We start from the raw sequence: 23,366 nt of genomic DNA, 5'->3' as shown, positions 1-23,366 counted from the left end.
CGCCGCCATGGTCCAGCGCAATACGTGGCAACGCGAACGCGTGCGCGAAGCCCTGTCCGGCGCGGGCGGCTTCGTCAGCGCGCAGGCACTGCACGCCACACTGCGCGACGAGAACACCGGCATCGGCCTCGCCACCGTGTATCGCACGCTCGCGGGCCTCGCAGCCAAGGGCGACGCCGACTCCCTCCAGAGCCCCGAGGGCGAGAACCTCTTCCGCGCCTGCGAGACCCGCGGTCACCATCACCACCTGATCTGCCGCTCGTGCGGCGTGACGGTCGAGATCGCCGCCACCGACGTCGAGGAGTGGGCGCAGCGCACCGCCGCGCAGCACGGCTTCACCGAGGCCGAGCACGTGGTCGACATCTTCGGCATCTGCACCGCCTGCGCCCAGGCGCGGGCTCGCGAGCGTGGCGACGACTAGTCGCACCGCCGCGTCCACGCCCGCGCGCACCGGCGCGTCGCGGACGCTGGTCGCGCTCGGACTCGGTGTCGTCGTGGTCTCGGCGCTGTTCCTCGTCGACGCGTTCGCGCCCACGTTCTTCTCGCAGCCGCTCCCCACCCGCGCGCAGGACGGGCTGACCCTCGCCCTCAGCGTGCTCATCGAGTCGCTGCCGTTCGTGATCCTCGGCGTCGTGCTGTCGATCATCGTGCAGGTGTGGGTGCCGCCGGGGGCGATCGAGCGATGGATGCCGCGCGCGCCCTGGGCGCGCCGAGCCGTGCTGTCGCTGCTGGGCATGTTCATCCCGGTCTGCGAGTGCGGCAACGTGCCGTTCGCCCGCGGGCTCCTCATGCGCGGCTTCGGGGTCTCCGACACCCTGACCTTCCTCGTCGCCGCGCCCATCGTGAACCCCATCGTCATCATCAGCACCCACGCGGCCTTCGGCTTCAGCGACGGCATCCTGGTGGCGCGCCTGATCGGCGGGTTCCTGGTCGCCAATCTGCTCGGCTGGCTGTACAGCCGGCATCCCGATCCCGACAAGCTGCTCACCGAGCGGTTCCTCGAAACCTGCGAGATCGTCGTGCAGGAGCGCGGCGGCCGCGGGCGCCGGACGCTCGCCCAGCTCGTCGTCGAGCTGCGGTCGGTCATGCCGGCGCTGATCATCGGGTCTCTGATCGCGGGCGCGGTGCAGGTGCTCATTCCGCGCAGCGCGCTGCTGGCGATCGGGTCCGACCCGGCCCTGTCGATCGCCGCGATGATGCTGCTGGCCATCGTGGTCTCGCTCTGCTCGAACGTCGACGCGTTCTTCGCCCTGTCGTTCGCCTCGACGTTCACGCCCGGATCGCTCGTGGCCTTCCTCGTGGTCGGCCCGATCATCGATCTCAAGATGATGGCGCTGCTGCGCACCACGTTCAGCACCCGCGTGCTGGTGGGGATGACCGTCGTGGTCGTGCTGTTCGCCTTCGCCCTCGGAACGGTGGTGAACCTCCTTGTCTAGAACGAGTGCCCTCGCCACGCGCTGGCTCGGGGTGGGCCTGACGGCCTGCCTGTCGATCACCACGATCACCCTCTGGGTCACGGGCCGCATGTCGCTGTACATCAACCCCGATTCGGCGTGGTTCGCGGTCGGGATGTCGGTCGTCGCGCTGATCGGGGCGGTCGCCTCGTTCGCCCTGCCCCTCGGCGCGGAAGCCGACCACGGGCACGATCACGAGCACGGGCACGCACCCGCGGCGGCCTCGGCTCGCCGCGAGGCCTTCGCGCACGCCGACCACGAGCACTCCGATCCGACCGACGCCCACGACCGGGCCGCGCACGACCATCTCGCCGCGCGTCCGCGGCTCACCCCCGGGGGCGTCGCGGCCTTCGCCGGGGGCGTGCTCGCCTCGGGCGCCGTCATCGCGGTGCTGCTGACCCCGGCCGCCTCGCTCTCGACCGAGCTCGCCGTGTCGCGCGACGTGGGGGCTCCGCCGCTGTTCGCCGGATCCGACGTGATCACCCTGGCGGCCTCCGGCGACACCTCGACGTTCGGCGTCGGCGATTGGTCGGCGGTCTTCGCCCACGCGACCAACCCCGAGACCTTCGACGGCAAGCCGGTCACCCTCACCGGCTTCATCACCCCGGGCGGCGACGGCGCGAGCTTCGATCTCACGCGCCTGGTCATCACGCACTGCGTCATCGACGCGCAGACCGCGCGCCTGCCCATCGCCGCGACCGGCGAGGCGCCCTCGACCGGGCAGTGGGTCACGGTCACGGGAACGGTGCGCTCCAGCGGCGACGGCAAGCTCGAGGTGCACGCCGAGCAGGTCGCCTCGATCGACGAGCCGACGGACCCGTATGAGTACTGATTCGCGCCGCGGCGGCGACTCCCGCCGTACCCGCGCCCGCCGCCGGCGCGGGCGCGGCTTCCTCGTCGCGTTCGCCGCCGTGCTGGGGGCGCTGGCGCTGGTGGGCGGCGTGGGCGGCGTCGTCGCCGTGGCGCAGGGCCCGCGTGTCACCGACGTGCAGGTCGACCCGACCGCCGCCGTCGCGGCATCCGGATCCCGGGTCATCCTCACCACGACGCAGTCCCTCGAGACCGTCGACCCCTCGCAGGTGCAGGTCGAGCCGGCGACGCCGTTCACGGTCGACACCGCCGGACGGAGCGTCGGGGTGCGCTTCACGCTGCCGTTGCGCGACGACACCGACTACCGCATCACCGTCAACGGCGTCAGCGGCCTCGGCGCGGGGCCGGCGTCGACCCTCACCGAGACGTTCCGCACACCGCCGCTGCAGGCCTATCTCATGCAGCGCGGCACCCCCGAGGGCGACACGATCTTCCGCACCGACCTGCAGGGCGAGGCGGGGCTGCCGGTCTTCGTCAACGCGCACATCGAGGACTTCCGCGCGACGGCGAACCACTTGGTCATCTCGGTGCGCGACGGCGACACGGCCCGCGTCATCGTGACCGACTCCGACGGGGGCAATCCGCGCGACATCCCCCTGCCCGGACCCGGCTTCGTGTCGAACCTGCAGTCGGCCGATCGCGGGGAGCGCATCGGCTTCACCTTCTCGGATGCCGATCTGGGCGCCGCCGGCGGACGCGAGAGCCGCCTGTTCACGGCGTCGGCGGCCGATGACGCCGCCCCCACCGAGGTCGGCCTGAACGGCGGCGACGTGCGCATCGCCGATTGGCGGTTCGTGCCCGACACCGACAGCATGCTCGTGCTGACCTTCGATTCGCGCCTGCTGCTCACCGACGCGCAGGGCGGCAACGCCGCTCCGCTGGGCAGCGCGGTGTCGATCGACGGCATCGCCCGCGGGTCGTCGGTGGCGATCGTCGAGCGGGTCGAGGGCATCCGCGAGATCAACCTGACCGATGGATCCGAGCAGCCGCTCGTGCAACCGGTCGACCCCCCGGGCTTGGCGGGGCGGGCGACCCCCGTGCCGGGCGCCGGAGCGGGGACCATCCGCTCGTTCGCTGACATCAGCGCCGACGGGGTGTCGCGCTCGACGACCGTGGCGCACGTCGACACCGACGGCGCCGTGCGATCGCTGCTCGAGGTGCCGGGCTCCGACACGGTGCTGCAGACCTGCGTGTCGCCGAGCGGTCGGTACGCGGCCGTGCTCGTGGCGCCCCGCGCCGTCGACAACCCGTTCGACCGCTACCAGCTGCCGCTGCCCGAGAAGCTGCAGACGCACCTCGTCGAGGTCGACACGGGCCAGGAGCTCGTCGCGCTGCAGGGCTTCGACCTGTCGTGGTGCCAGGTGCCCCCGCAGTGAGCCGCCCCGCGACGCGGGACGACCTCTCGGCCCTGCCGGTCGAGGTCGCGCCGCGTCTGCTCGGCGCGCGGCTCGAGACCGTCGTCGGCGGGGAGCGCGTCGTGCTGCGCGTCACGGAGGTCGAGGCGTACCACGGTCGCGGAACCGGCGAGCAGCCCGACCCGGGCTCGCACGCCCGCATGGGACCGACCGCGCGCAACGCCACGATGTGGGGCGAGCCGGGGCACCTCTACGTGTACCTGAGTCACGGCATCCATTCGTGCGTCAACGTCGTCTGCGCACCCGACGGGGTGGCCGGCGGTGTGCTGCTGCGCGGCGGCGAGGTCGTCGAGGGGGCCGACGTGGCGGAGCGGCGCCGACTCGAACGACGCGGGGCGGTGCGCTCCGCCCGCGACCTCGCGCGCGGACCCGGGCGACTCGGCGACGCGGTCGGGCTGCGGCATCCGGTGCACGACGGCATCGACGCGATCACCGGGGTCGAGCAGGCGGGCGCGCGGGCGCGTCTGCTGCTGCCCGAGACACCGGTACGCGACGTCGCGACGGGGCCGCGCGTGGGGGTGGCGGGGGTCGCGGGAACCGCGGCGTTCCCGTGGCGGTTCTGGATCGAGGGGGATGCCACGGTGTCGGCGTTCCGGTGGGGGCGGGGCGCCGCCGAGGCGGCGGGCGGCTGAGGCCGGTCCCGTCGACCGGTCCGGGGGTCCGGGTCAGGGCCGTGCTAGACTTCCCCCTTGTCTGCGCGCACTCCAGCACGCAGTTCGCTCCCCGACTTTCGACCGCGGCCTCGTGTTGCGCTCGAGCGGGGTGCAGACAAGGGATCTTGGGTGGCACCGTCCGGTGTCACGGTACAGAAGGAGACATCACCATGGCAGCAGTGTGCCAGGTGACTGGAGCGGTTCCCGGCTTCGGTCACAACATCTCGCACTCGCACCGCCGGACGAAGCGCCGCTTCGACCCGAACGTGCAGAAGAAGACCTACTTCGTTCCGTCGCTGGGTCGCAACATCAAGCTCAACGTTTCGGCGAAGGGCATCAAGGTCATCGACGCACGCGGCATCGAGTCCGTCGTTCGTGACCTGCAGGCGAAGGGCGTGAAGCTGTAATGGCGAAGAAGGCTCAGGACGTACGTCCCATCATCAAGCTGCGTTCGACCGCCGGCACGGGGTACACCTACGTGACGCGCAAGAACCGCCGCAACAACCCCGACCGCATCGTGCTCAAGAAGTACGACCCCGTGGTCCGCAAGCACGTCGACTTCCGAGAGGAGCGCTAAGCACATGGCCAAGAAGAGCAAGATCGCGCGCAACGAGCAGCGCAAGGTCGTCGTCGAGCGCTGGGCGACGAAGCGCGCCGAGCTGAAGAAGACCCTGGTCGACCCGACCGCCACCGACGAGGCCCGCGAGGCCGCCCGCGTGGGGCTGCAGAAGCTCCCCCGCAACGCCTCGCCCGCCCGCGTGCGCAGCCGCGACGTCATCGACGGCCGCCCCCGTGGCGTGCTGACGAAGTTCGGCGTCTCGCGCGTCCGCTTCCGCGACATGGCCCACCGTGGCGAGCTGCCCGGTGTGACCAAGTCGAGCTGGTAAGCACCAGACACACACGCCGAGGGCGGGGGTTCCGAAAGGGATCCCCGCCCTTCGGCGTTCTCAGGCGTCCGCGCGCAGGTGCGCGATCGCCTGGGCCCGGGTGCTGACGCCGAGCTTGACGTAGATGGATCGCACCTGGCTCTTGACCGTGTTCACCGAGACGCTCCGCTCCCGGGCGATCTCCGCCAGGCTCAAGTCGGTGACGAGCAGCGTGGCCAGGGCGTGTTCCGTGGGGGTGAGCCCGGTCAGGTCGCGGGTGGTCGGTGCGGCGTGGGGGCGTGCGGCGAGCTGGCGGAGCGCGTCGCGGATCGATGCCGCCGTGCCGGTGAGTTCGGGATGATCCTCGGCCGCCGCCTCGACGAGATCGGCGCATTCGGTGGCGGGGAGCATGATGAAGGGCGTCCGTGAGCTCCCGGTGCGCGAGATCAGCATCAGCGCGGATGCCATGCTCTGGCGGGCGCGTCGCTCCTGACCGATCCGCCGGAAGGCGATCGCGCGCAGCAGCAGCATCCGCGGCAGGCTACGCAGGCAATGGTCGTCCTCCGAGGCGGCGCACGCGTCGGTCTCGAGGAGCGCCTCGCGCTCGCGGCCCAGCAGCAGCAGGGCGACGGCGCGCTGCGTCGCGAAGCACGTACCGTGCCCCTCCGGGCTGAGCGCCGAGGCCACCGCCGCGAGTCCGTCGGCGGGCTGGTCGTGCGCCAGGAACAGGTCGGAGCGCATGCACATCAGCAGATGGCGGACCGCGCGTTGGCTGCTGTGCCGCCGGCTGCCGTGCAGCAACTGCCAGCTCGCCGCGATCCCGTCGGCGAACTCCCGCCGGATGACGCGGCACATCACCTCGGCGGCGCGCGAGGCGTAGTCGAGATAGGGGTCGTCGGGGGCGAGGGCGGCGAGCTCCCCGCTGATCGCGGACAGCCTGTCGTGTTCCATGCGCGCCGCCGAGACCAGACAGTCGGCGAGCAGGACCAGGAAGGAGACCTCGCGGGCATTCCACCCGGCCTCGACGAAGAGGTCGGTGGCCGCGCGGATCGTGGGCGCCGCGCGCTCGTTCTCTCCGTTCAGGGCGAGGCCGAAGCTGCTCACCGCGAGAGCGCGATAGCGCAGGGCGTCGGTGTCGGCGAAGAGCTGTGCTTCCTCCCCGAAGCGGACACCCGACTGGGGGGACCCGACCGCGCAGAGGTACTCGCCCACGCTGGAGAGCAGCTCCGACCGGGCGCCCGGTGACAGCCCGGCGGGGCGGTTCAGATGCGTGCCGTCGAAGTAGCGCGCGATCAGCGCGATGCCGTCGCCCAGGGCGTCGCGGCGTGCGCGAGCGACGAGGAGGGCGGAGAGGACCCGTGCGCTGTCGTCGGTCCATCGTCGCGGGGGGTCGAAGGCCTCCGTCTCGGCGAGCAGGGCGAGGTGGCGGGGTTCGGGCACACCGGAGCCGGGAAGCAGTCGACTCGCGGTGAGGAGCGCGGCCGCTCGAAGCGTGTCGTGCGGCTCGACGTTCAGGGGGTGTGCCCGCCTGATCGCCTCGCCGGGATCAGCCATCGGCGGTCCGACCGCAGGCGGGTTGCGCGTTCGCCGAGCGCGTCAGCGCCTCGACCGCCTCGTACCGGCCGCGTACCCCCAACTTGGCGTAAACCGATCGCACCTGACTCTTCACCGTGTTCACCGAGACCCCGCGTTCCTCGGCGATGCCCGCGATGCTGAGCGATGTGGTCAATCGGTGCGTCAGGGTGCGCTCCGTCGGGGTCAGCCCTGCGAGCAGGCCGAAGCGGGGTGCCGGGAGGTCGGGTGCGGTGACGACCGCCAGGGCGTCGAACACGCACGGCATCGCGTCGCGGAGCTCCGGACGCTCGAGCATGACGGCGGCGACGAGATCGCGGGTCTCGCCGTGGGGAAGCATGACGAAGGGGGTCCCCGAGGTGCCCGTGCGCAGCAGCAGAACCATCGCCGCCTCGGTGCTGGCGGTTGCGCGGTCCCGCTCGCCGAGTCGCCGATGCGCCAGCGCCCTGCGCAGCAGAAGCGGGGTGAGCGTGCGAAGGCAATGGTCGGCCCCGGTCGCCACGCAGGCTTCGGTCTCGGCGAGGAGCTCCCGCTCGCGGCCCAGGTGGAGCAGGCTCGCCGCGCGCTGCATCGAGAAGCAGATGCCGTGTCCGTCCGGGTTCTCGTACGGCGCGAGCGTCGCCAAGGCCTCGGCGGAACGACCCTGTGCCACGAGCATGTCGGAGCGCATGCAGACGAGGAAATGCCGCGTCATCGTGTGGCTGTGCCGTGCGCCCTCCTCTGACAGCAGGGTCTGGATCGCCGCCAGGCCACCGTCCATGTCGCCGCGCAGCATCTGGGCCATCGCCTCGACGGATCGTGCCGAATGCGCCCAGTACGGGTCATCGGGCTGAGCGGCTGTCATCGCGGCCGACACGGCATGCAGGCGGTCGACCTGGAGATGGGCGGAGGCGATGAGCGTCTCCGCCAGAAACTCGACGTACGCGGTGTCCGCCCGTGCCCAGCCCTGCGCGGCGAACACCTCCCGCGCGTTCGCGAGAGACACCCGGGCTGATTCGTACTCGCCGTTGAGCGCCTGGCCGAGCGCGATGACGGTGAGCGCGCGGTAGCGCAGCGCCTCGGTGTCGGCGAAGAGCAGGGCTTCGGCCCCGAAACGGGCGCCCATCTGCGGCCACCCGACGGCGTTGCAGTACTCGCCGACGCTCGAGTGGAGCTGGGAGCGCGTGCCGTCGGCCAACTCGGCGGGGCGGGTGAGTCTCACCCCCTCGAAATAGCGGCGGACCAAGTCGGCACCGGCGGTGAGGTTGTCGCGGCGTGCACGTGCGGCGAAGAGGGCGATCACCGCTCGGGCGGCCGGGTCGGTCCACGTCGGGGGGACGGGGGGAGCGGCGGCGGCGAGGAGCGACAGATGCCGCTGGTGCGGGGGTCCGTGCCCGGGGGCGAGGCGAATGACGGTGGAGACGACGGCCGCGTGCTGGGCGGCTCGCGCATCGATCGAGGTGCGGCTACGGGGCATGGACCCTCCACATTCGGGCCGATCGAACGGGGGCGGTTCGTCGGGCACGAACCGGAGCCCGTTCTCGTAGGCACATCATAGGGGTACGAATTTCACTATTTTCCAGGTGAATTCGAGCGTCGCATCAACCGCGGGGTGAAGCCGCCGGACTTCGCCCGCCTGCGCCTCGCGATTCACCCGCCCGGAGACCTGAGCCCTGCCGAGAGGTCGAAGGATGAGGTCGTCCACGGGCCGACCCGTGCGCCGTCACCGGCCCGCGAAATCCCCGAGCCCGCGACACACCCCCGGCGAAAGGGACGAAATCCGTCAAAATCCGCGTATTTCCGCGGTTCGGTTGATACTGTCGAGGCGGTCTCCCGACCACCGAGGAGGATTCCTCCTCGTCCGAGTAACGAGAGACGGCGCTCGTCGCCGCCTGGAGGACACACCACATGGCCGACAAGTCCATCACCAAGACCGAGCTCGTCGCGAGCATCGCCAGCGCGACCGGCCAGAGCCAGTCCGCCGTGTCGGGCGTGCTCGACTCCCTCTTCTCCACCGTTTCCGAGGCGGTCGCCAAGGGCAGCAAGGTCTCGATCCCCGGCTGGATCGCCTTCGAGCAGGTCGCCACGTCGGCTCGCACGGGCCGCAACCCGCAGACGGGCGAAGAGATCGCCATCCCCGCCGGCAAGCGCGTCAAGGTCACCGCGGGCTCGAAGCTGAAGGCCGCCGTCAAGTAAGACGACCTCGAACCTTCACAGGGGGGATGCCATCGGCATCCCCCCTGTGCTGTGTGTACGCGACGTAGTCTGGAGGGGTGAATCCCCGCCTTCTCCGCGTCGCGGGACCCGTCATCCTGATCGCGGTCTCGCTGATCGCCGTCGTGGCGGGACTGGCGTACGGCGGCGGAGCCGCCGAGGTGCAGCTCGCCGACCCCGGTCCGGTCGTGCGGTGGGGGCTCCCGATCGCGACCGTGCTGGTCAACCTCTCGGCGGCCACCCTGGTCGGCTCCCTCGTGCTGGCGCTGTTCGCCCTGCCCGCGGGGGAGCGGCCGTTCGAGATCGCGCTCGACACCGCGTCGATCGGCGCGGCGGTCTTCACCATCGCCGCCGCCACCACCGGGTACCTGACGTTCCTGAACGTCCTGAACGCCAAGCCCACCCTCGACGCCGTCTTCGGTCAGCAGCTCGGCCGTTTCCTGGTCGAGAGTCCGCTGGGTCAGGCGTGGCTCATCACGACCATCGCCGGTGCCGTGCTGACCGTGCTGACCTTCGCCGTGCGGTCGTGGATCCCCACCCTGCTCGTCGCGATCCTGGCTCTGGCATCTCTCATCCCGATGGGGACGCAGGGGCACGCGGGCACCGAGGCCAGTCACAACGCCGCGGTGATCTCGCTCGTCCTGCACATCATCGCCGCGGCCGTGTGGCTGGGCGGTCTCGTCCTGCTCGTGGTCGTGCGCCCGGCGATGTCGCGCCGGCAGCTGCAGGCGGTGCTGCTGCGCTATTCGTCGATCGCGCTGGTGGCCTTCGTCGTCGTGGCCGTCTCGGGCACCGTCCGCGCCTCGATCACGCTCCTCGACGTGTCGAACCTCTTCTCGACCTACGGCTTCCTGGTGCTGGTCAAGGTCGCCGCGCTCCTCGCGATGGGCGTCCTCGGCGCGTGGTACCGCCGCCGCCTCATCTCACGCATGGCCGACGAGCCCGGTTCGCGGCGGTTCTGGGGCATCCTCACGCTCGAACTGGTCTTCATGGGTGTCGCCAGCGGTGCGGCCGCCGCGCTGGCGCGCACCGCCCCGCCCGTCGAGGCGCCGCTGGTCGGTCAGACCCCGGCCGAGGTGCTCACCGGTTCGCCGCTGCCGCCCGAGCTCACCCTCGAGCGCTGGTTCACCGCGTGGGACGTCGACCTGCTGTGGGCGTTCGTCGTCGCCTTCGCCCTGTTCTTCTACCTGGCCGGCGTCTGGCGCCTGCACCGCCGCGGCGACGCCTGGCCCATCCACCGCACCGTGATGTGGATCCTGGGCATGCTGGGGGTGTTCTGGGTCACCTCGGGACCGATCAACGTGTACCAGGACTACCTGTTCAGCATGCACATGATCGGCCACATGCTGCTGTCGATGGCGATCCCCCTGCTGCTCGTGACGGGGGCGCCGGTGACGCTGGCCGCGCGGGCCATCCGCAAACGCGACGACGGCACCCGCGGTGGTCGCGAGTGGATCCTCTGGGCGGTGCACAACCCGGTCGCGAAGGTGCTCACCAACCCGTACGTCGCGGCGGGGCTGTTCATCGGCTCGCTGTGGGCGTTCTACTACACCGACCTCTTCCGGTGGTCGCTGTACGACCACGTCGGCCACATCTGGATGGTCGCGCACTTCCTCGTCACGGGGTACCTCTTCGTGCTGAGCCTCGTCGGCATCGATCCGGTGCCCTACCGCCTGCCCTATCCGATGCGTCTGCTCGTGCTCATCGCGATCATGGCGATGCACGCGTTCTTCGGCATCGCGATCATGATGAACTCCGGCCTCATGGTCGCCGAGTGGTTCGGTGCGATGGGGCGCACCTGGGGGGCGACACCCCTGCAGGACCAGTACGTCGGCGGTGGCGTGGCCTGGTCGGTGGGCGAGATCCCGACGCTCATTCTGGCGATCACCGTCGCGATCCAGTGGAGCCGCAGCGACGAACGGCAGCAGAAGCGCCGCGATCGGCACGTCGACCGGGTCGGAGACCTCGAACTCGACGCGTACAACGAAGAGCTGGCGCGCATGGCCGAGCGCGACGCGCGCGTCGCCGCACGCCAGCGCGGCTGATCCCGCTCAGTCGGACTGCCCGCCCACGAGGATCGAGGCGGTGCCGTCGGGCAGCACCGTGATCGCGCCGTCGACGCGGAAGGGCACGTCCTCTTCGACCGAGCGCACGCTGCCGTCGAAGATCGAGCGGATGTCGACGCGGATGTGCGCCACCGCCTTGGCCGACGGAATGCGCCAGCCGGCGCCGTCGGGCACCACGGTGACGACGGGCTGCTCGACGATCGACCAGTCGGGGGCTCCGTCGATGCGGTTGCGCACGGTGAACCCGAACGGGCACCCGGTGGGCTGCAGCACCTTCTGCTCGGCGCACGACGAGAGGAAGTCCTCGACGCGCTGCTGCACGACCGCGATGAACTCCTCGGTCGGTTCGGCCTGCACGTCGATCGGGATGCCGGCCAGGGGCGCATCGGCGAGCACGGCCACCCCGGGGGTCGCCGAGATCGCCGTGTCGACGGCGACCGAGTACAGCCCGGGCGAGAAGACGAGCAGCGGCACCTCGGCCGCGGGATCGGTGTCGGGCCCCTCGACCGACACCTGGCGCTTGTCGACCTCGAAGCCGTTGACCGAGAAGCGCATCGACCCCTGCACCGACAGGTCCATCACGGCGAGCGGGCTGCGCGCGAAGCGCCAGCGGGGCAGCAGGCTCGATCCGCCGTCGCGCTGCACCGACAGCGTGGTGGTGCCGGCGTACCCGCCCGCCGTGTACGACACGGTCAGGCGGGTGACGTCACCCTCGACGGATTCGTCGACGATCGCGGCATCCATCAACGGGGTGAGTGCCTCGGGCCGCAGCAGCGCCTCGGACGCGGTCGCGGGAAGCCCCGCTGCCTCGAGATCGGCCGAGTCGACGGCGACCCCCGGAACGGCGAGCGCCTCGGCCGCGCGGCGGTCGTGCAGCAGCTCGAGGTAGTGCATGACGAACGCGCGGGGACTGTAGAACTCCCGGTACAGCGACGCGGCTCCCCCGCCCAGGGCGGCGAGCAGCAGGATGCCGATGACGATGATCGCCGGGATCTCGAACCGCCCGCGCGGGCGCGCGCCGGTGACGCCCCTGGGCGTCGCGGGGCCCCCGCCGGCGTTGTCCACGCCCCCAGTCTAAGAAGCCCACCTGCGCAGATGCCGCGCGCCGCCCCGCGGCGTCACGCGGGCCCACCGGGAGGGGCGGAGTCGTGCCCGCGTCGGGCGTCTCAGTCGGCGACGAGCGAGTGCACGACGGCGACCGCGGCCAGCTGCCCGGCGGCGATGGCCGCGGCGAGCGAGAACATCGGCCCGGGCAGGTGCTCGGCCTGCGCGTGGTCTCCGACCGCGTACACACCGGGCATGCTGGTGCGCCCGAAGGCGTCGGTGCGCACGGCCCCCGCCTCGGTCACGGCGAGATCGAGCTGGGCGGCGAAGGGGGCGTTCGGGCGCCAGGTGGGAGCGATGAACGCGCCGGCCACGTCGAGGTGCCCGCCCTCGACGAGCAGCAGGCGGAGCCCGTCGGCCGTGCCGTCGACCCGCTCGACGCGTGCCGGGTCGACCAGGTGCACCTCGGATGCCACGGGCTCGAGCATTCGGGCCAGCACCGCCGAGTGCGGCGAGGCGTTGACGACCGCGACGGGACGACCGGCGAACTCGTGGCCGTGGCAGAAGGGGCAGTTGGCGATGCGGTCGCCCCACTGCTCGGCGAGGCCGGGGATCGCGGGGAGATCGTCGGTCACGCCGGTGGCGAGGATCACCGCGTGCGCGCGCAGGGGCTCGTCGTCGACGGTGACCGTCAGCTCGTCGCCCTGTTGCGCCACGGTGGAGGCGACGGCATCCCGGATCTCGACCGTCGCGTACGCGCCGATCTCGGCACGACCGAGTCGACGCAGCTCCGCCGGGTCGCGGCCGTCGTTGGTGAGCAGGTTGTGGGCGTGGCTCACGGTGGCGTTGCGGTACGCGCCGGAGTCGAGCAGCAGGGTGCGTCGGTGCATTCGACCCAGGGTGAGGGCGGCCTGCAGCCCGGCGGGGCCGCCGCCGATGATGATCGCGTCGTACATGAGGGTTCCTTCCGCTTGCGTTCTCGTCCATCGTGTGACTTCATGTCGACATGAAGTCAAGCGGGGAGTCGATCGGCGAGGCGGCGGCGCGATTCGGGCTCGAGACGCACGTGCTGCGCTACTGGGAAGACGAGGGGCTGCTGCGCCCGGGTCGGGATGCCGCGGGGCGCCGGCGCTTCGACGAGGGCGACAGCGTGCGCATCGCCGTGATCCTGCGCAACAAGGCCGCGGGGCTCTCGCTCGAGCAGATCCAGGTGCTGCTCGACGAGGACGCGCCCGACCGCCACCGGGTGCTCGAGGAGCACGTGGCCGAGCTCGATCGGCGCGCGGCCGACATCGCCCAGGCCCGCGCGATGACCGAGCACGCCCTGCGCTGTCGCGCGCACGACATCACCGAGTGCCCGCGGTTCCGCAACCACGTCGCCGACGTGCTCTCGGGCGAGGCGCGCTGGCTGCTGGTGCGCACCGAGCCGTCGTGCGAGACGCCTGCCCGCTCCCGGTCCGACGACGCGTCCACACCCCGCCGCCCGGCGACGGCGGTGCGAACTAGCATGAACCGGTGACCACGCCGCCCCTCTCCGCCGAACAGCAGGCGCTGTTCCGGCTGATCGAGGACACCCGTGAGCACGTCTTCGTCACGGGCCGGGCGGGTACGGGCAAGTCGACGCTGCTGCAGCACCTGGCGTGGAACACGAAGAAGCAGATCGCCGTGTGCGCACCGACGGGGGTCGCGGCCCTGAACGTCGAGGGCCAGACGATCCACTCGCTGTTCCGCCTGCCCATCGGTCTCATCGCGAACGGCGACATCGACCAGAACGACGCCACCCGCAAGATCCTCAACGCGATCGACACCCTGGTGATCGACGAGATCTCGATGGTCAACGCCGACCTGATGGATGCCATCGACCGCTCCCTGCGTCAGGCCCGGGGTCGTCGCGCCGAGCCGTTCGGCGGCACGCAGGTCGTGATGTTCGGAGACCCGTACCAGCTCGCCCCGGTGCCGCCGCGCGGCGACGAGGCGCGCTACATCGACGACCACTACCGCTCGTTCTGGTTCTTCGACGCCAAGGTGTGGTCGGGGGAGTCGGTCAGCGACGGTCTCATCGACATCGGCCGGCACGGCGCCGAACTGCACGTCAACGAGCTCGTCGAGATCCACCGGCAGTCCGACCCCGGGTTCAAGACCCTGCTCAACGCGGTGCGCTACGGACGGGTGACGGCCGAGATGGCGGAGGTGCTCAACACTGCCGGGGCGCGCACCCCTCCTCACCCCGCCGACGGCGAGCACCCGATCATCACGCTCGCCACCCGTAACGACCGGGTGAACACGATCAACCGGCGCCACCTCGACGAGCTCATCGGGCGCACGCAGACGGCGGCCGCCGAGATCTCGGGCGACTTCGGCCGCGGCGAGGCGAACTACCCCGCCGAGATGGAGCTGACGCTCAAGGTCGGCGCGCAGGTGATGTTCCTGCGCAACGACGGGGCGCAGTTCGGCGAGGCGCCCCGCTGGGTCAACGGCACGATCGGCACCGTCACGCGCATCGCGGGCGACAGCGTGCGCGTCGAGGTCGACGGCACCGAGCACGACGTGGAGCCCGCGGTCTGGGAGAGGTACCGCTACGCCTACGACCCGGGCACGAAGAACCTCTCGCGCGAGATCGTCGCGGAGTTCACGCAGTTCCCGCTGCGGTTGGCGTGGGCCGTGACGATCCACAAGTCGCAGGGCAAGACCTACGACCGCGCCGTCGTCGACCTCGGCGCCGGCGCCTTCGCCCCCGGGCAGACCTACGTCGCGCTCAGCCGTCTCACCTCGATCGACGGCCTGTACCTGACGCGCCCGCTCCGGCCCAGCGACATCCGGGTCGACGAAGACGTGCGCCGCTTCATGAAGCAGGCGTGGCTCGGCCGCCAACAGGCGGCGGCTCAGGCGACCTGAGCCGCCTTCGCGCGCGCGAGGTCGGCGAACAGCTCGGTGTTGAACCGGTAGGCGACGAGCACCTCGGCGATGACGCGCTCCTTCTCGTCGTCGTCCCAGGGGGCGGCGTCGAGCTGCTCGCGATAGACGTTCTTGAACGCCTTCGGGTCGGCGATGTCGCCGAAGAGGAAGAAGCCGATCCCGTTGGTGTCGAAGCCGAAGCGGCGCTGCATGAGCCGGCCGATGAAGAGCCCGCCCGACAGGTCGCCCAGGTACCGCGTGTAGTGGTGCGCGACGAAGCCGCCGGGCCAGGTGGCCGCCACGCGCCGGATGCGAGAGACGTACGCCTGCGTGGTGGGCAGCGGCGTGACGCTCTCGCGCCACGTCGGACCCAGCAAGAACGCGAGGTCGGCCTCGAGGGCGGGGAGGCGCGTGAGCTTGTCGCTGAGGAACACCGATGCCACGGGGTCGCGCCGCAGAGCGACCGCCGACTCTTCAAGGGCCGAGTAGATGAACCAGTGCTGGGCGACGAGGGCGACGTAGTCGTCGCGGGTGCCGCTGCCGGTGAGCAGCTCGGTCATGAACCCGTCGCACTCGTTCGTGGAGTGCGCACTGCTGGAACGTTCGCGCAGCGCGGTGGAGAACGGGATGACGGCGTTCATGACGTCATCATACGCAAAGAGTTAGGCTGGCCTAACCCCTGTTTTCGACGGAGTTCGCGGCATCCGCCCCGCAGCCGCCCCCAGATGTGATGCAGACGTGACGAGTCCAGGATGCAAGGGGCGGTGACGTTCAGGCGGCGTGTGTTTGAATCTTTCGAGCGGGCGCTTCGCCGCGCTCGGATTCCTGGGGGTAACACATGCGGGGATGGCGTCGTTCCGCGGCCATCGCGATCGCGGGCGCCAGCGCGCTCGCCGTGGTTCTGAGTGGCTGCACGCCTCAGGCGTCGGTGGCCCTCGACGTTCCCGCGCAGGTCGACGCCCCCCTTCCCGAGGCCACCGTCTCGGAGCTGCAGGACGCCGTCACCACCGCGATGGCCGCCACGGGTTCGACGGGCGCCATCGTGGGCGTCTGGGCGCCCTGGAGCGGCACCTGGGTGTCGGGCTTGGGAACGCAGGGCCCCGGCGGCGCAGAGGTCACCACCGACCTGACCTTCCGCGCGGCCGACGTGACCGGCGCCATGACCTGCGACGCCGTGTACCGACTGGCCGCCGACGGGACGCTGAGCCTCAGCGACCCGATCACGCAGTGGGTCAGCAACCTGCCCGGATACGAGGACATCACGCTGCGTCAGCTGTGCGACGGTACCTCGGGACTCGCGTCGTACACCTCGGTGCTCGAGGGCATGGTGCTCAACAACCCCGACCGCGCGTGGAACCCGCGCGAGCTCATGGCCTACGGCATCGCGAGCCCCCGCGTGAACGCCCCGGGCGCCTCGTTCGCCGACTCCGCCACGAACTACCTGCTGGCGGGCCTCGCGGTCGAGCGGGCCACGGGCGAGTCGCTCTCGCAGGTCATCTCGGAGCGGGTCGCCGAGCCGCTCGGTCTCGACGCGACCGCGCTGCCGTCCTCGGCCCCCGCCAACCCCGCCGCGTCGTCGCTGCAGGGCTACTGGTCGCAGCCCAGCCCCGAGGGCGTGTGGAACTGCACCGACCCGCGCGAGTTCACCGAGATGTCGGCGAGCTACGGGGGTGCCGCCGCGGGTGCCGTGACCGACATCACCGACCTGGGCCACTACGCCCAGGCTCTCGCCTCGGGCGCCCTGCTGCCCGACGGCGACGACCGTTTCGCCTCGCCCGTCCCCGTCGGGGGCGACCAGCCCACGTGGTTCACGGCGTCGGGGGGAGCCTTCCAGGCCGGGTCGCTCATCGGGCAGTACGGATGGATGCCGGGCTACATGGTCGGCGCGTTCGCCGACCCCCGCACGGGCATGTCGATCGCCGTGGTGCTGAACAACTCCGGCGGCAACAAGATGACGTCGGCGTGGTTGGCGTGGGAGCTGGCGGCCATCGCGTCGAAGGCCCCCGCGGCGCAGGGGCAGACCGCCCCCGAGGCGGGCCTGCCGTGGACCTCGCAGCAGATGCGCGACGGCATCCTGGCCAACGCCATCTGCCCGCAGCCCGCCGCGTGACCCCGCGATGATCGCTCGCGGCGGCCAAGGGTCGGCCGCGTCGCTCGTGCTGGTGGGCCTGGCCTGTCAAGAGGTGGGCGCCTCGTTCGCGGTCATGCTCTTCCCGCAGACCGGACCGCTCGGCATCGTCATGCTGCGCTTGCTGTTCTCGGCCGTCCTGCTGCTGCTCATCGCGCGGCCCCGCCTGCGGGGGCACCACGCGGCGGCGTGGCGCTCGGTCGTCGGCTTCGGCGTCGTGCTCGCGAGCATGAACGGGCTGTTCTATCTGGCGCTGGAGCGGCTGCCGCTCGGCGTCACCGTCACGATCGAGGTGCTCGGTCCGCTGACCCTGTCGATCCTCACCTCGGCGGGCCTGGCCCGGTGGCTGTGGGCCGGGCTCGCCCTGGCCGGGGTGGTGGCGCTCGGCGCGGGCGGGTGGGACCGCCTCGACGCGCTCGGAGTCGTCTTCGCCCTGGGGGCCGCGGTGAGCTGGGCGCTGTACATCCTCGCCTCGGCGCGCGTCGGCCGGGAGTTCCCCCGCCTCGACGGTCTCGCCCTCGCCATGACGGTCGGCGCCGTGATCTCCCTGCCGTTCGGAGTGTGGCAGGCGGGGTCCGCGCTGCTGCGCATCGATCTGCTCGCGGTGGGAGCGGCGGTGGCGCTGCTGTCGTCGACCATCCCCTACGCGCTGGAGCTCGTGGCGCTCAGGCGGCTCCCCGCCTCGGCGTTCGCGATCCTGATGAGCCTGGGGCCGGCGACGGCATCGATCGCCGGGTTCCTCCTGCTCGGGCAGCACCTCTCGTGGCTCGAGCTCGTCGGCATCGGGCTCGTCATCGCGGCCAGCATCGGCGCCGTGCGGGCGGCGACACGACGCGCGGCCGGGGCACGGCATCCGGGACCCGATGCCGCCGCAGCGCTCGGCGAGCCCCTCGGCTGAGGGATGCCACGCCCGGCCCGGTCGTGAGCACGGCGCCTGCGCGCCGTCGGGCGGATCTCGCTCGCGAACCGTAGCGGAAGGACCCGGAGAAAGAGCGACCGGGGTCGTTCTTTTCACGCTATGGTTCACCCGTGGATCGCCTCAAACTCCTCTCCTTCGTCGGTTGGCTCATGATCGTCGCGGGGGTGGTCAACCTCGTGCTGGCCATCGTCGACATCTCGTCGGGTGCGAGCGTCGCCAACAACGGCCTCGCCGCGGCCATGGGCATCGTGCTGACGATCGCCGGGTCGATGCAGGTGGCGAACAAGGGGCGCGCGCGGCGCTGAACCCGCTCGGCCCGCGCAGGGCTCGCTGTCACCCCACGGACACCTGGCGGGGGTAGAACGGAACCATGCCCATCATCGACAGCGCCGTGTACGTCGGCGGTCACCGCATCGAGAATCCCTCGAGTCTCGACCAGACCTTCGAGTACATGGAAGCCCACGGCGGGATGGCCTGGATCGGCCTGCTGCGGCCCTCGCCCGAAGAGCTCGAGCGGGTCGCCGCTGAGTTCTCGCTGCACCCCCTCGCCGTCGAAGACGCCCTGACCGGCCACCAGCGCGCGAAGCTCGAGCGCTACGGCGGCAATCTCTTCGCCGTGCTGCGCCCGGCGCGCTACATCGACGCGACCGAGACGATCGAATTCGGTGAGCTGCACGTGTTCATCGGGCCCGACTACGTCGTGACGGTGCGTCACGCCGAGGTCCCCGACCTCGCGCACGTGCGTCACCGCCTCGAACAGCAACCCGACCTGCTGGCGCGGGGACCCGAAGCGGTGCTCTACGCGATCCTCGACGAGGTGGTCGACCAGTACGACCCCGTGGCGCGGGGCCTGCAGAACGACGTCGACGAGATCGAGGACCAGCTGTTCGGGGCGGGCGGCGCCGAACTGACCCAGCGCATCTACGAGCTCGCCCGCGAGGTGATCCATTTCCAGCGCGCGACCGAGCCCCTGCGCGACATGCTCGAGGCGCTGCTGCGCGGATCCGAGAAGTACGGCGTCGACATCGAGCTGCAGCGGTCACTGCGCGACGTGCTCGACCACGTGCTGCGCCAGTGCGACAAGCTCACGGCGCTGCGCGCCATCCTCGACAACGCCCTCACGGTGAACGCCACCCTGGTCACCCAGCGCCAGACCGAGACCTCGCTCGAGCAGAACGAGCAGGTGAAGAAGATCTCGGGCTGGGCGGCGATCCTGTTCGGCCCCTCGCTCATCGGCGCGATCTACGGCATGAACTTCAAGAACATGCCCGAGCTCGAGTGGCAATACGGCTACCCGCTCGCGTTACTGCTGATGGTGGCCGTCTCGGCGGGTCTGTGGCTGACGTTCAAGTGGAAGAAGTGGCTCTGAGCCCGCGGCATCCGTGAGCTCGGGATGCCGCGGCACGCGGCGCGCTTCCTGGACAGACGCTGCGTGAATCGAATGATGGGGAGGTGAACGACTCCACTCCGCGCTCCGGCGATGCCGTCGAGCCGACCCCCACTTCGACCGTGCAGCTCGAGGATGCCGGCTACCACAAGCGGCTCACCGGGCGTCAGGTGCAGATGATCGCCATCGGTGGCGCCATCGGCACCGGCCTCTTCCTCGGTGCGGGCGGACGCCTGGCCCAGGCCGGGCCCGCCATCGTCATCTCGTACGCGGTGTGCGGCCTCTTCGCGTTCTTCATCCTGCGCGCGCTCGGCGAACTGGTGCTGCACCGGCCCACGTCGGGGTCGTTCGTCTCGTACGCCCGCGAGTTCTTCGGTGAGAAGGCCGCGTTCGTCTCGGGCTGGTTCTACTGGATCAACTGGGCGACGACGACGATGGTCGACATCACCGCGGCTGCGCTCTACATGAACTTCTTCGGCAAGTACGTGCCGTGGATCGCCGCGGTCCCGCAGTGGGTGTGGGCCCTGGCCGCCCTGGTGACGGTGCTCGCCGTCAACCTCGTGTCGGTGAAGGTCTTCGGCGAGCTGGAGTTCTGGTTCGCGCTCATCAAGGTCACCGCCCTCGTCGCGTTCCTGCTGGTGGGCATCTACTTCGTCGTCTTCGGCACCCCCACCGGCGCCCCCGTCGGCTTCTCGCTCATCGCCGACAACGGCGGGTTCTTCCCCAACGGCATCCTGCCCGCGATCATCCTGATGCAGGGCGTGGTGTTCGCCTATGCCTCGATCGAACTCGTGGGCACCGCCGCCGGCGAGACGAAGAACCCCGAGAAGATCATGCCGCGCGCGATCAACTCGGTCATCTTCCGCGTCGCGATCTTCTACGTCGGCTCGGTGCTGCTGCTCTCGCTCCTGCTGCCCTACACGGCGTACTCCAAGGACGAGAGCCCGTTCGTGACGTTCTTCGCCTCGATCGGGGTGCCCGGGGTCGACGTCATCATGAACCTCGTCGTGCTGACCGCGGCGCTGTCGTCGCTGAACGCGGGGCTCTACTCCACCGGCCGCATCCTGCGCTCGATGGCGGTCGCGGGCTCGGCTCCGAAGTTCGCGGCGCGCATGAACAAGGCCGGCGTCCCCTACGGCGGGATCGCGATCACCGCGGTCGTCGCGCTGCTGGGCGTCGTGATCAACTACGTCAACCCCAGCGACGCCTTCGAGACCGTCCTGAACGTCGCCGCCGTCGGCATCCTGGTCACCTGGGCGACCATCATCGTCTGCCAGATGAAGTTCAAGCGCCTGACCGACCGCGGTGAGCTCGTGCGTCCGGCGTTCCGGCTGTTCTGGGCGCCCTACACGGGCTACCTCACGCTCGTGTTCCTCGCGGTGGTGATGGTGCTGGTGTTCATCGACTCACCCGCCACGCTGCTCGTGGCGATCGGGGCGAGCATCCTCATCACGATCGGCTGGTTCGCGTGCCGCAAACGCATCGCCGCGCTCGCCGCGGAGCGCGAGGGCCACACCGGCGCGGTGCCCCTGGTCCCGAGCCCCTTCCCGAAGCGCTGAGCCCGCCCCCTCCGCGCGCGCGCCCTCTTCGGTCGTGCCCCCTCTCGCCGCCACCCCGGCGTTGAGTGTCCAGGAAACGCCGCATCGGGGCGGCGTGGGGCGGCGTGTTCTGGACACTCAACAGGGGTTCGGGCGCCCGGAGGGAGCAGGGCGGGCGCGGGCGCAGGGCCGGGCGGGCGCAGGGCCGGACGGGCGCAGGGCCGGGCGGGCGCAGGGCCGGGCGGGCGCAGGGACGGGGCGAGCGCCCGGCCGGGGCGAGCGCAGGGCCGGACCGGAGCGGGCCCGCACGGGCGGGGCTCAGGCGTCGAACGGCCAGCCGCAGTACGCCTCGGCCAGGTAGGCGCGGCCGTGCTCCGATTCCACGACGGTGCGCAGCTCGCCGAGCTGGCGGCGGCGGTCGAAGTCGGTGGCATCCGGAGCCACGTGCAGCAGGCTCGTCATCCACCACGAGAAGTGCTGGGCCTTCCAGATGCGGCGGCTCGCGGTCTCGGGGTACGCGTCGAGCAGGCGCGCGTCGCGGTCGACCAGCAGGGCCCCGAGGGCGGCGGCGAGCAGGCGCACGTCGGCGATCGCGAGGTTCATGCCCTTCGCGCCCGTGGGCGGCACGGTATGGGCGGCATCGCCGACGAGGGCGACGCGGCCGCGACGCAGCTCGTGCGCCACGAAACTGCGGAAGCGCAGCACGTCGCGCTGGAAGATCGGGCCCTGCTCCAGCGTCGTTCCGGGAACGCGCTTCTGCAGCTCGTCCCACAGCTGCTCCTCGGAGTACGCCGCGGTGTCGGTGTGCGGGTCGCACTGGAAGTACATGCGCTGCACGGTGTCGGAGCGCTGGCTGACGAGCGCGAAACCGTCGGGGGAGTTGCTGTAGATCAGCTCGTCGCTGCTGGGCGGCGCCTCGCACAGGATGCCGAACCAGGCGAACGGGTACTCGCGGAAGTAGCCGCCCTGGCTCGAGCCGGTGACGCTCGCGCGGGCGACGCTGCGGGAGCCGTCGGAGCCGACGACGAAGTCCGCCTCGATCTCGAACGGGGCGCCCTCGGCATCGGTCGCGATCACGCGGGGCCGGTCGGTGTCGGCGTCGTCGATGCGCTCGGCCGTGACGCCGAAGCGCAGGTCTTGACCGGCCTCGAGGCGCGCGGCGATCAGATCTTTGAGTACCTCGTGCTGCGGGTACAGCCAGACGGCGCGACCGACGGTGTCGGCGAAGTCGATGCGGTGCCCCTCGCCCTCGAAGCGCAGTTCGATCCCGTCGTGGCGGTTCCCGACGGTGCGGGCGCGCGAGGCGGGACCGATCGTGTCGAGCAGTTCGACCGTGCCCTGCTCGAGGATGCCGGCGCGGATGGTGCTCTCGATCTCGTCGCGGGAGCGCTGGTCGATGACGATCGACTCGATGCCGGACTGGGCCAGCAGGTGCGAGAGCAGCAGCCCCGCGGGGCCGGCGCCGACGATGGCGACACGGGTGCGGACGGTGGGGTTCATGGGCGTCTCCTTCGACGGTGCTGAGTCGATGGTGTCCCTCATCCTCGCCCGCCCACTCCTACTCTCCCATTCATCGGGACGCGGCAGAGCCGCGCGCGCTCGCGCGCGGCCGTCAGCGGCGATAGCCCAACGCGCGCTCCGTGTCACGGGCGGCGCGGTGCAGCTCGACGAGCGCGAACTGCGTCTCGGCATCGCGGGGGAGCACCACCGACAGTGCCGCGATCACGGCCCCGGTCTCGTCGCGCACGGGCACGGCGACGCCGGTCGACACCGCGTCGACGTATCCCGGGGCGACCACCCGCCCCAGGGTGCGGATCTCGGCGAGCGTGCGTCGGAGTGCGGCGGGATCGACGATCGTCTCGGGGGTCACCGCCTCGAGGGGGCCCGCCAGCACGCGTTCCTGCAGGTCGCGCGGAGCGAAGGCCAGCAGTGCCAGCCCCGACGACGACGCGTGCACCGGAAGGCGGCCGGCGACCCGGGTGATGTTGGCGCCGGAGTCGGGCGCACTCAAACGCTCGAGGAACAGGGCCTCGTCGTGCTCGAGGATCGCCAGCTGCGTGTGCTCGCGCACCCTCTGCTGCACGCGCTCCATGTACGGCAGGGCGGCCTGCCGCAGGCGCAACGCGTGCGACGACCGCGTCGCCAGCTCCCAGAGCCGCATGCCCACGCGCACGCGGCGCTCGTCGTCGCGCTCGAGGAGTCCGGCATCCACGAGTTCGTTCACGATGCGGTGCGCGGACGAGCTCGGCAGGTCGGCGCGACGACCGATGTCGGCCGTCGTCTGCGCGGTGCGCGTGGGGGTGAAGGTCTCGAGGATGCGCACGAGTCGGTCGGTGACCGAATCGCCCGAGGAGGAGTTCGCCATG

At 71.2% G+C, this 23,366-nt stretch carries 24 protein-coding genes; 17 read left to right on the top strand and 7 right to left on the bottom strand.

Going from position 1 to position 23,366, the window contains the following annotated elements; all coding sequences use genetic code 11:
• Positions 1-7 precede the first annotated feature (7 nt).
• The 8 genes from ASF96_RS00500 (at position 8) to rpsN (ending at position 5,279) form a co-directional block, all read left to right on the top strand.
• Complete coding sequence (locus tag ASF96_RS00500) at positions 8-421, top strand: Fur family transcriptional regulator (protein ID WP_055832496.1); 414 nt, start codon at positions 8-10, stop codon at positions 419-421.
• Complete coding sequence (locus ASF96_RS00495) at positions 408-1,436, top strand: permease (RefSeq protein ID WP_055832498.1); 1,029 nt, start codon at positions 408-410, stop codon at positions 1,434-1,436. Before ASF96_RS00500 ends, ASF96_RS00495 begins: the two co-directional genes overlap by 14 nt.
• A complete protein-coding gene (locus ASF96_RS00490; RefSeq protein WP_055934986.1) occupies positions 1,429-2,286 on the top strand; it encodes a TIGR03943 family putative permease subunit in 858 nt (285 codons plus the stop codon). Before ASF96_RS00495 ends, ASF96_RS00490 begins: the two co-directional genes overlap by 8 nt.
• Complete coding sequence (locus tag ASF96_RS00485) at positions 2,276-3,700, top strand: hypothetical protein (protein WP_055934983.1); 1,425 nt, start codon at positions 2,276-2,278, stop codon at positions 3,698-3,700. Before ASF96_RS00490 ends, ASF96_RS00485 begins: the two co-directional genes overlap by 11 nt.
• Positions 3,697-4,371 carry a DNA-3-methyladenine glycosylase gene (locus tag ASF96_RS00480; protein ID WP_055934980.1) on the top strand — a complete coding sequence of 225 codons (675 nt, stop codon included), beginning with the start codon at positions 3,697-3,699 and terminating at the stop codon, positions 4,369-4,371. Before ASF96_RS00485 ends, ASF96_RS00480 begins: the two co-directional genes overlap by 4 nt.
• A gap of 191 nt (positions 4,372-4,562) precedes the next feature.
• Positions 4,563-4,799, top strand: coding sequence for a 50S ribosomal protein L28 (gene rpmB, locus ASF96_RS00475; protein ID WP_055832508.1), 237 nt, complete (start codon positions 4,563-4,565; stop codon positions 4,797-4,799).
• A complete protein-coding gene (gene rpmG, locus ASF96_RS00470) occupies positions 4,799-4,969 on the top strand; it encodes a 50S ribosomal protein L33 (RefSeq protein WP_013584775.1) in 171 nt (56 codons plus the stop codon). The genes rpmB and rpmG overlap by 1 nt, the downstream gene beginning before the upstream one ends.
• Positions 4,970-4,973: 4 nt before the next feature.
• Positions 4,974-5,279 (top strand): 30S ribosomal protein S14, encoded by a 306-nt coding sequence (rpsN, locus tag ASF96_RS00465; protein ID WP_055832510.1) that lies wholly within the window; start codon positions 4,974-4,976, stop codon positions 5,277-5,279.
• 60 nt (positions 5,280-5,339) lie between these two features.
• On the opposite strand, the gene ASF96_RS17295 is transcribed toward rpsN, so the two are convergent.
• The gene (locus tag ASF96_RS17295) at positions 5,340-6,812 is read right to left on the bottom strand and encodes a helix-turn-helix transcriptional regulator (protein ID WP_055934977.1); all 1,473 of its coding nucleotides are present in this window, start codon (positions 6,810-6,812) and stop codon (positions 5,340-5,342) included.
• Positions 6,805-8,286, bottom strand: coding sequence for a helix-turn-helix transcriptional regulator (locus ASF96_RS00455; RefSeq protein WP_055934974.1), 1,482 nt, complete (start codon positions 8,284-8,286; stop codon positions 6,805-6,807). The genes ASF96_RS17295 and ASF96_RS00455 overlap by 8 nt, the downstream gene beginning before the upstream one ends.
• A 431-nt stretch (positions 8,287-8,717) precedes the next feature.
• On the opposite strand from ASF96_RS00455, the gene ASF96_RS00450 reads away from it, so the two are divergent.
• Together ASF96_RS00450 and ASF96_RS00445 are read left to right on the top strand one after the other, a co-directional pair.
• Entirely contained in the window at positions 8,718-9,005 is a 288-nt protein-coding gene (locus ASF96_RS00450) for an HU family DNA-binding protein (RefSeq protein ID WP_055832516.1), read from the top strand.
• 77 nt (positions 9,006-9,082) lie between these two features.
• The gene (locus ASF96_RS00445) at positions 9,083-11,068 is read left to right on the top strand and encodes a cytochrome c oxidase assembly protein (RefSeq protein WP_055934971.1); all 1,986 of its coding nucleotides are present in this window, start codon (positions 9,083-9,085) and stop codon (positions 11,066-11,068) included.
• A 6-nt stretch (positions 11,069-11,074) separates the two neighbouring features.
• On the opposite strand, the gene ASF96_RS00440 is transcribed toward ASF96_RS00445, so the two are convergent.
• On the bottom strand, positions 11,075-12,154 hold the full coding sequence (locus ASF96_RS00440) for a hypothetical protein (RefSeq protein ID WP_055934968.1): 1,080 nt from the start codon (positions 12,152-12,154) through the stop codon (positions 11,075-11,077).
• A 101-nt stretch (positions 12,155-12,255) separates the two neighbouring features.
• Positions 12,256-13,089 carry an NAD(P)/FAD-dependent oxidoreductase gene (locus tag ASF96_RS00435; RefSeq protein WP_055934965.1) on the bottom strand — a complete coding sequence of 278 codons (834 nt, stop codon included), beginning with the start codon at positions 13,087-13,089 and terminating at the stop codon, positions 12,256-12,258.
• Between the two features lie 50 nt (positions 13,090-13,139).
• Between ASF96_RS00435 and ASF96_RS00430 the strand changes: the two genes are divergently transcribed.
• Both ASF96_RS00430 and ASF96_RS00425 read left to right on the top strand, forming a co-directional pair.
• Positions 13,140-13,652 carry a MerR family transcriptional regulator gene (locus tag ASF96_RS00430; protein WP_082509208.1) on the top strand — a complete coding sequence of 171 codons (513 nt, stop codon included), beginning with the start codon at positions 13,140-13,142 and terminating at the stop codon, positions 13,650-13,652.
• On the top strand, positions 13,649-15,028 hold the full coding sequence (locus ASF96_RS00425; protein ID WP_055934963.1) for an ATP-dependent DNA helicase: 1,380 nt from the start codon (positions 13,649-13,651) through the stop codon (positions 15,026-15,028). The genes ASF96_RS00430 and ASF96_RS00425 overlap by 4 nt, the downstream gene beginning before the upstream one ends.
• On the opposite strand, the gene ASF96_RS00420 is transcribed toward ASF96_RS00425, so the two are convergent.
• Positions 15,016-15,669, bottom strand: a complete 654-nt coding sequence (locus tag ASF96_RS00420; protein WP_055934960.1) for a biliverdin-producing heme oxygenase — start codon at positions 15,667-15,669, stop codon at positions 15,016-15,018. The genes ASF96_RS00425 and ASF96_RS00420 overlap by 13 nt on opposite strands.
• Before the next feature lie 197 nt (positions 15,670-15,866).
• Between ASF96_RS00420 and ASF96_RS00415 the strand changes: the two genes are divergently transcribed.
• From ASF96_RS00415 to ASF96_RS00395, 5 genes are all read left to right on the top strand, one after another.
• Positions 15,867-17,138, top strand: a complete 1,272-nt coding sequence (locus ASF96_RS00415) for a serine hydrolase domain-containing protein (protein ID WP_055934958.1) — start codon at positions 15,867-15,869, stop codon at positions 17,136-17,138.
• Positions 17,139-17,145: 7 nt separating this feature from the next.
• Positions 17,146-18,054: an EamA family transporter gene (locus tag ASF96_RS00410; RefSeq protein ID WP_055832530.1), complete on the top strand. Its 909-nt coding sequence runs from the start codon at positions 17,146-17,148 to the stop codon at positions 18,052-18,054.
• Between the two features lie 131 nt (positions 18,055-18,185).
• Complete coding sequence (locus tag ASF96_RS00405; protein ID WP_055832532.1) at positions 18,186-18,380, top strand: hypothetical protein; 195 nt, start codon at positions 18,186-18,188, stop codon at positions 18,378-18,380.
• 65 nt (positions 18,381-18,445) lie between these two features.
• Positions 18,446-19,444, top strand: a complete 999-nt coding sequence (gene corA / locus ASF96_RS00400; RefSeq protein WP_055832533.1) for a magnesium/cobalt transporter CorA — start codon at positions 18,446-18,448, stop codon at positions 19,442-19,444.
• A 140-nt stretch (positions 19,445-19,584) separates the two neighbouring features.
• A complete protein-coding gene (locus ASF96_RS00395) occupies positions 19,585-21,021 on the top strand; it encodes an amino acid permease (protein ID WP_055833179.1) in 1,437 nt (478 codons plus the stop codon).
• A gap of 297 nt (positions 21,022-21,318) precedes the next feature.
• Here ASF96_RS00395 and ASF96_RS00390 read toward each other — a convergent pair whose 3' ends face one another.
• Complete coding sequence (locus ASF96_RS00390) at positions 21,319-22,500, bottom strand: 4-hydroxybenzoate 3-monooxygenase (RefSeq protein ID WP_055934955.1); 1,182 nt, start codon at positions 22,498-22,500, stop codon at positions 21,319-21,321.
• 112 nt (positions 22,501-22,612) lie between these two features.
• Positions 22,613-23,365 carry an IclR family transcriptional regulator gene (locus tag ASF96_RS00385; RefSeq protein ID WP_055934952.1) on the bottom strand — a complete coding sequence of 251 codons (753 nt, stop codon included), beginning with the start codon at positions 23,363-23,365 and terminating at the stop codon, positions 22,613-22,615.
• Between the last annotated feature and the right edge of the window lies 1 nt (position 23,366).

The sequence above is a fragment of the Microbacterium sp. Leaf179 genome (assembly GCF_001423785.1).
GTDB lineage: Bacteria > Actinomycetota > Actinomycetes > Actinomycetales > Microbacteriaceae > Microbacterium.
This window is presented reverse-complemented; position numbering and strand designations above follow the sequence as displayed.

Excerpts from the sequence above, each read along its gene's own strand:
- ASF96_RS00500 (WP_055832496.1), top strand. The coding sequence starts at position 8 with ATGGTCCAGCGCAATACGTGGCAACGCGAACGCGTGCGCGAAGCCCTG.
- ASF96_RS00485 (WP_055934983.1), top strand. The coding sequence starts at position 2,276 with ATGAGTACTGATTCGCGCCGCGGCGGCGACTCCCGCCGTACCCGCGCC.
- rpmB (WP_055832508.1), top strand. The coding sequence starts at position 4,563 with ATGGCAGCAGTGTGCCAGGTGACTGGAGCGGTTCCCGGCTTCGGTCAC.
- rpmG (WP_013584775.1), top strand. The coding sequence starts at position 4,799 with ATGGCGAAGAAGGCTCAGGACGTACGTCCCATCATCAAGCTGCGTTCG.
- rpsN (WP_055832510.1), top strand. The coding sequence starts at position 4,974 with ATGGCCAAGAAGAGCAAGATCGCGCGCAACGAGCAGCGCAAGGTCGTC.
- ASF96_RS17295 (WP_055934977.1), bottom strand. The coding sequence starts at position 6,812 with ATGGCTGATCCCGGCGAGGCGATCAGGCGGGCACACCCCCTGAACGTC.
- ASF96_RS00455 (WP_055934974.1), bottom strand. The coding sequence starts at position 8,286 with ATGCCCCGTAGCCGCACCTCGATCGATGCGCGAGCCGCCCAGCACGCG.
- ASF96_RS00450 (WP_055832516.1), top strand. The coding sequence starts at position 8,718 with ATGGCCGACAAGTCCATCACCAAGACCGAGCTCGTCGCGAGCATCGCC.
- ASF96_RS00435 (WP_055934965.1), bottom strand. The coding sequence starts at position 13,089 with ATGTACGACGCGATCATCATCGGCGGCGGCCCCGCCGGGCTGCAGGCC.
- ASF96_RS00430 (WP_082509208.1), top strand. The coding sequence starts at position 13,140 with ATGAAGTCAAGCGGGGAGTCGATCGGCGAGGCGGCGGCGCGATTCGGG.
- ASF96_RS00420 (WP_055934960.1), bottom strand. The coding sequence starts at position 15,669 with ATGAACGCCGTCATCCCGTTCTCCACCGCGCTGCGCGAACGTTCCAGC.
- ASF96_RS00415 (WP_055934958.1), top strand. The coding sequence starts at position 15,867 with ATGCGGGGATGGCGTCGTTCCGCGGCCATCGCGATCGCGGGCGCCAGC.
- ASF96_RS00410 (WP_055832530.1), top strand. The coding sequence starts at position 17,146 with ATGATCGCTCGCGGCGGCCAAGGGTCGGCCGCGTCGCTCGTGCTGGTG.
- corA (WP_055832533.1), top strand. The coding sequence starts at position 18,446 with ATGCCCATCATCGACAGCGCCGTGTACGTCGGCGGTCACCGCATCGAG.
- ASF96_RS00390 (WP_055934955.1), bottom strand. The coding sequence starts at position 22,500 with ATGAACCCCACCGTCCGCACCCGTGTCGCCATCGTCGGCGCCGGCCCC.
- ASF96_RS00385 (WP_055934952.1), bottom strand. The coding sequence starts at position 23,365 with ATGGCGAACTCCTCCTCGGGCGATTCGGTCACCGACCGACTCGTGCGC.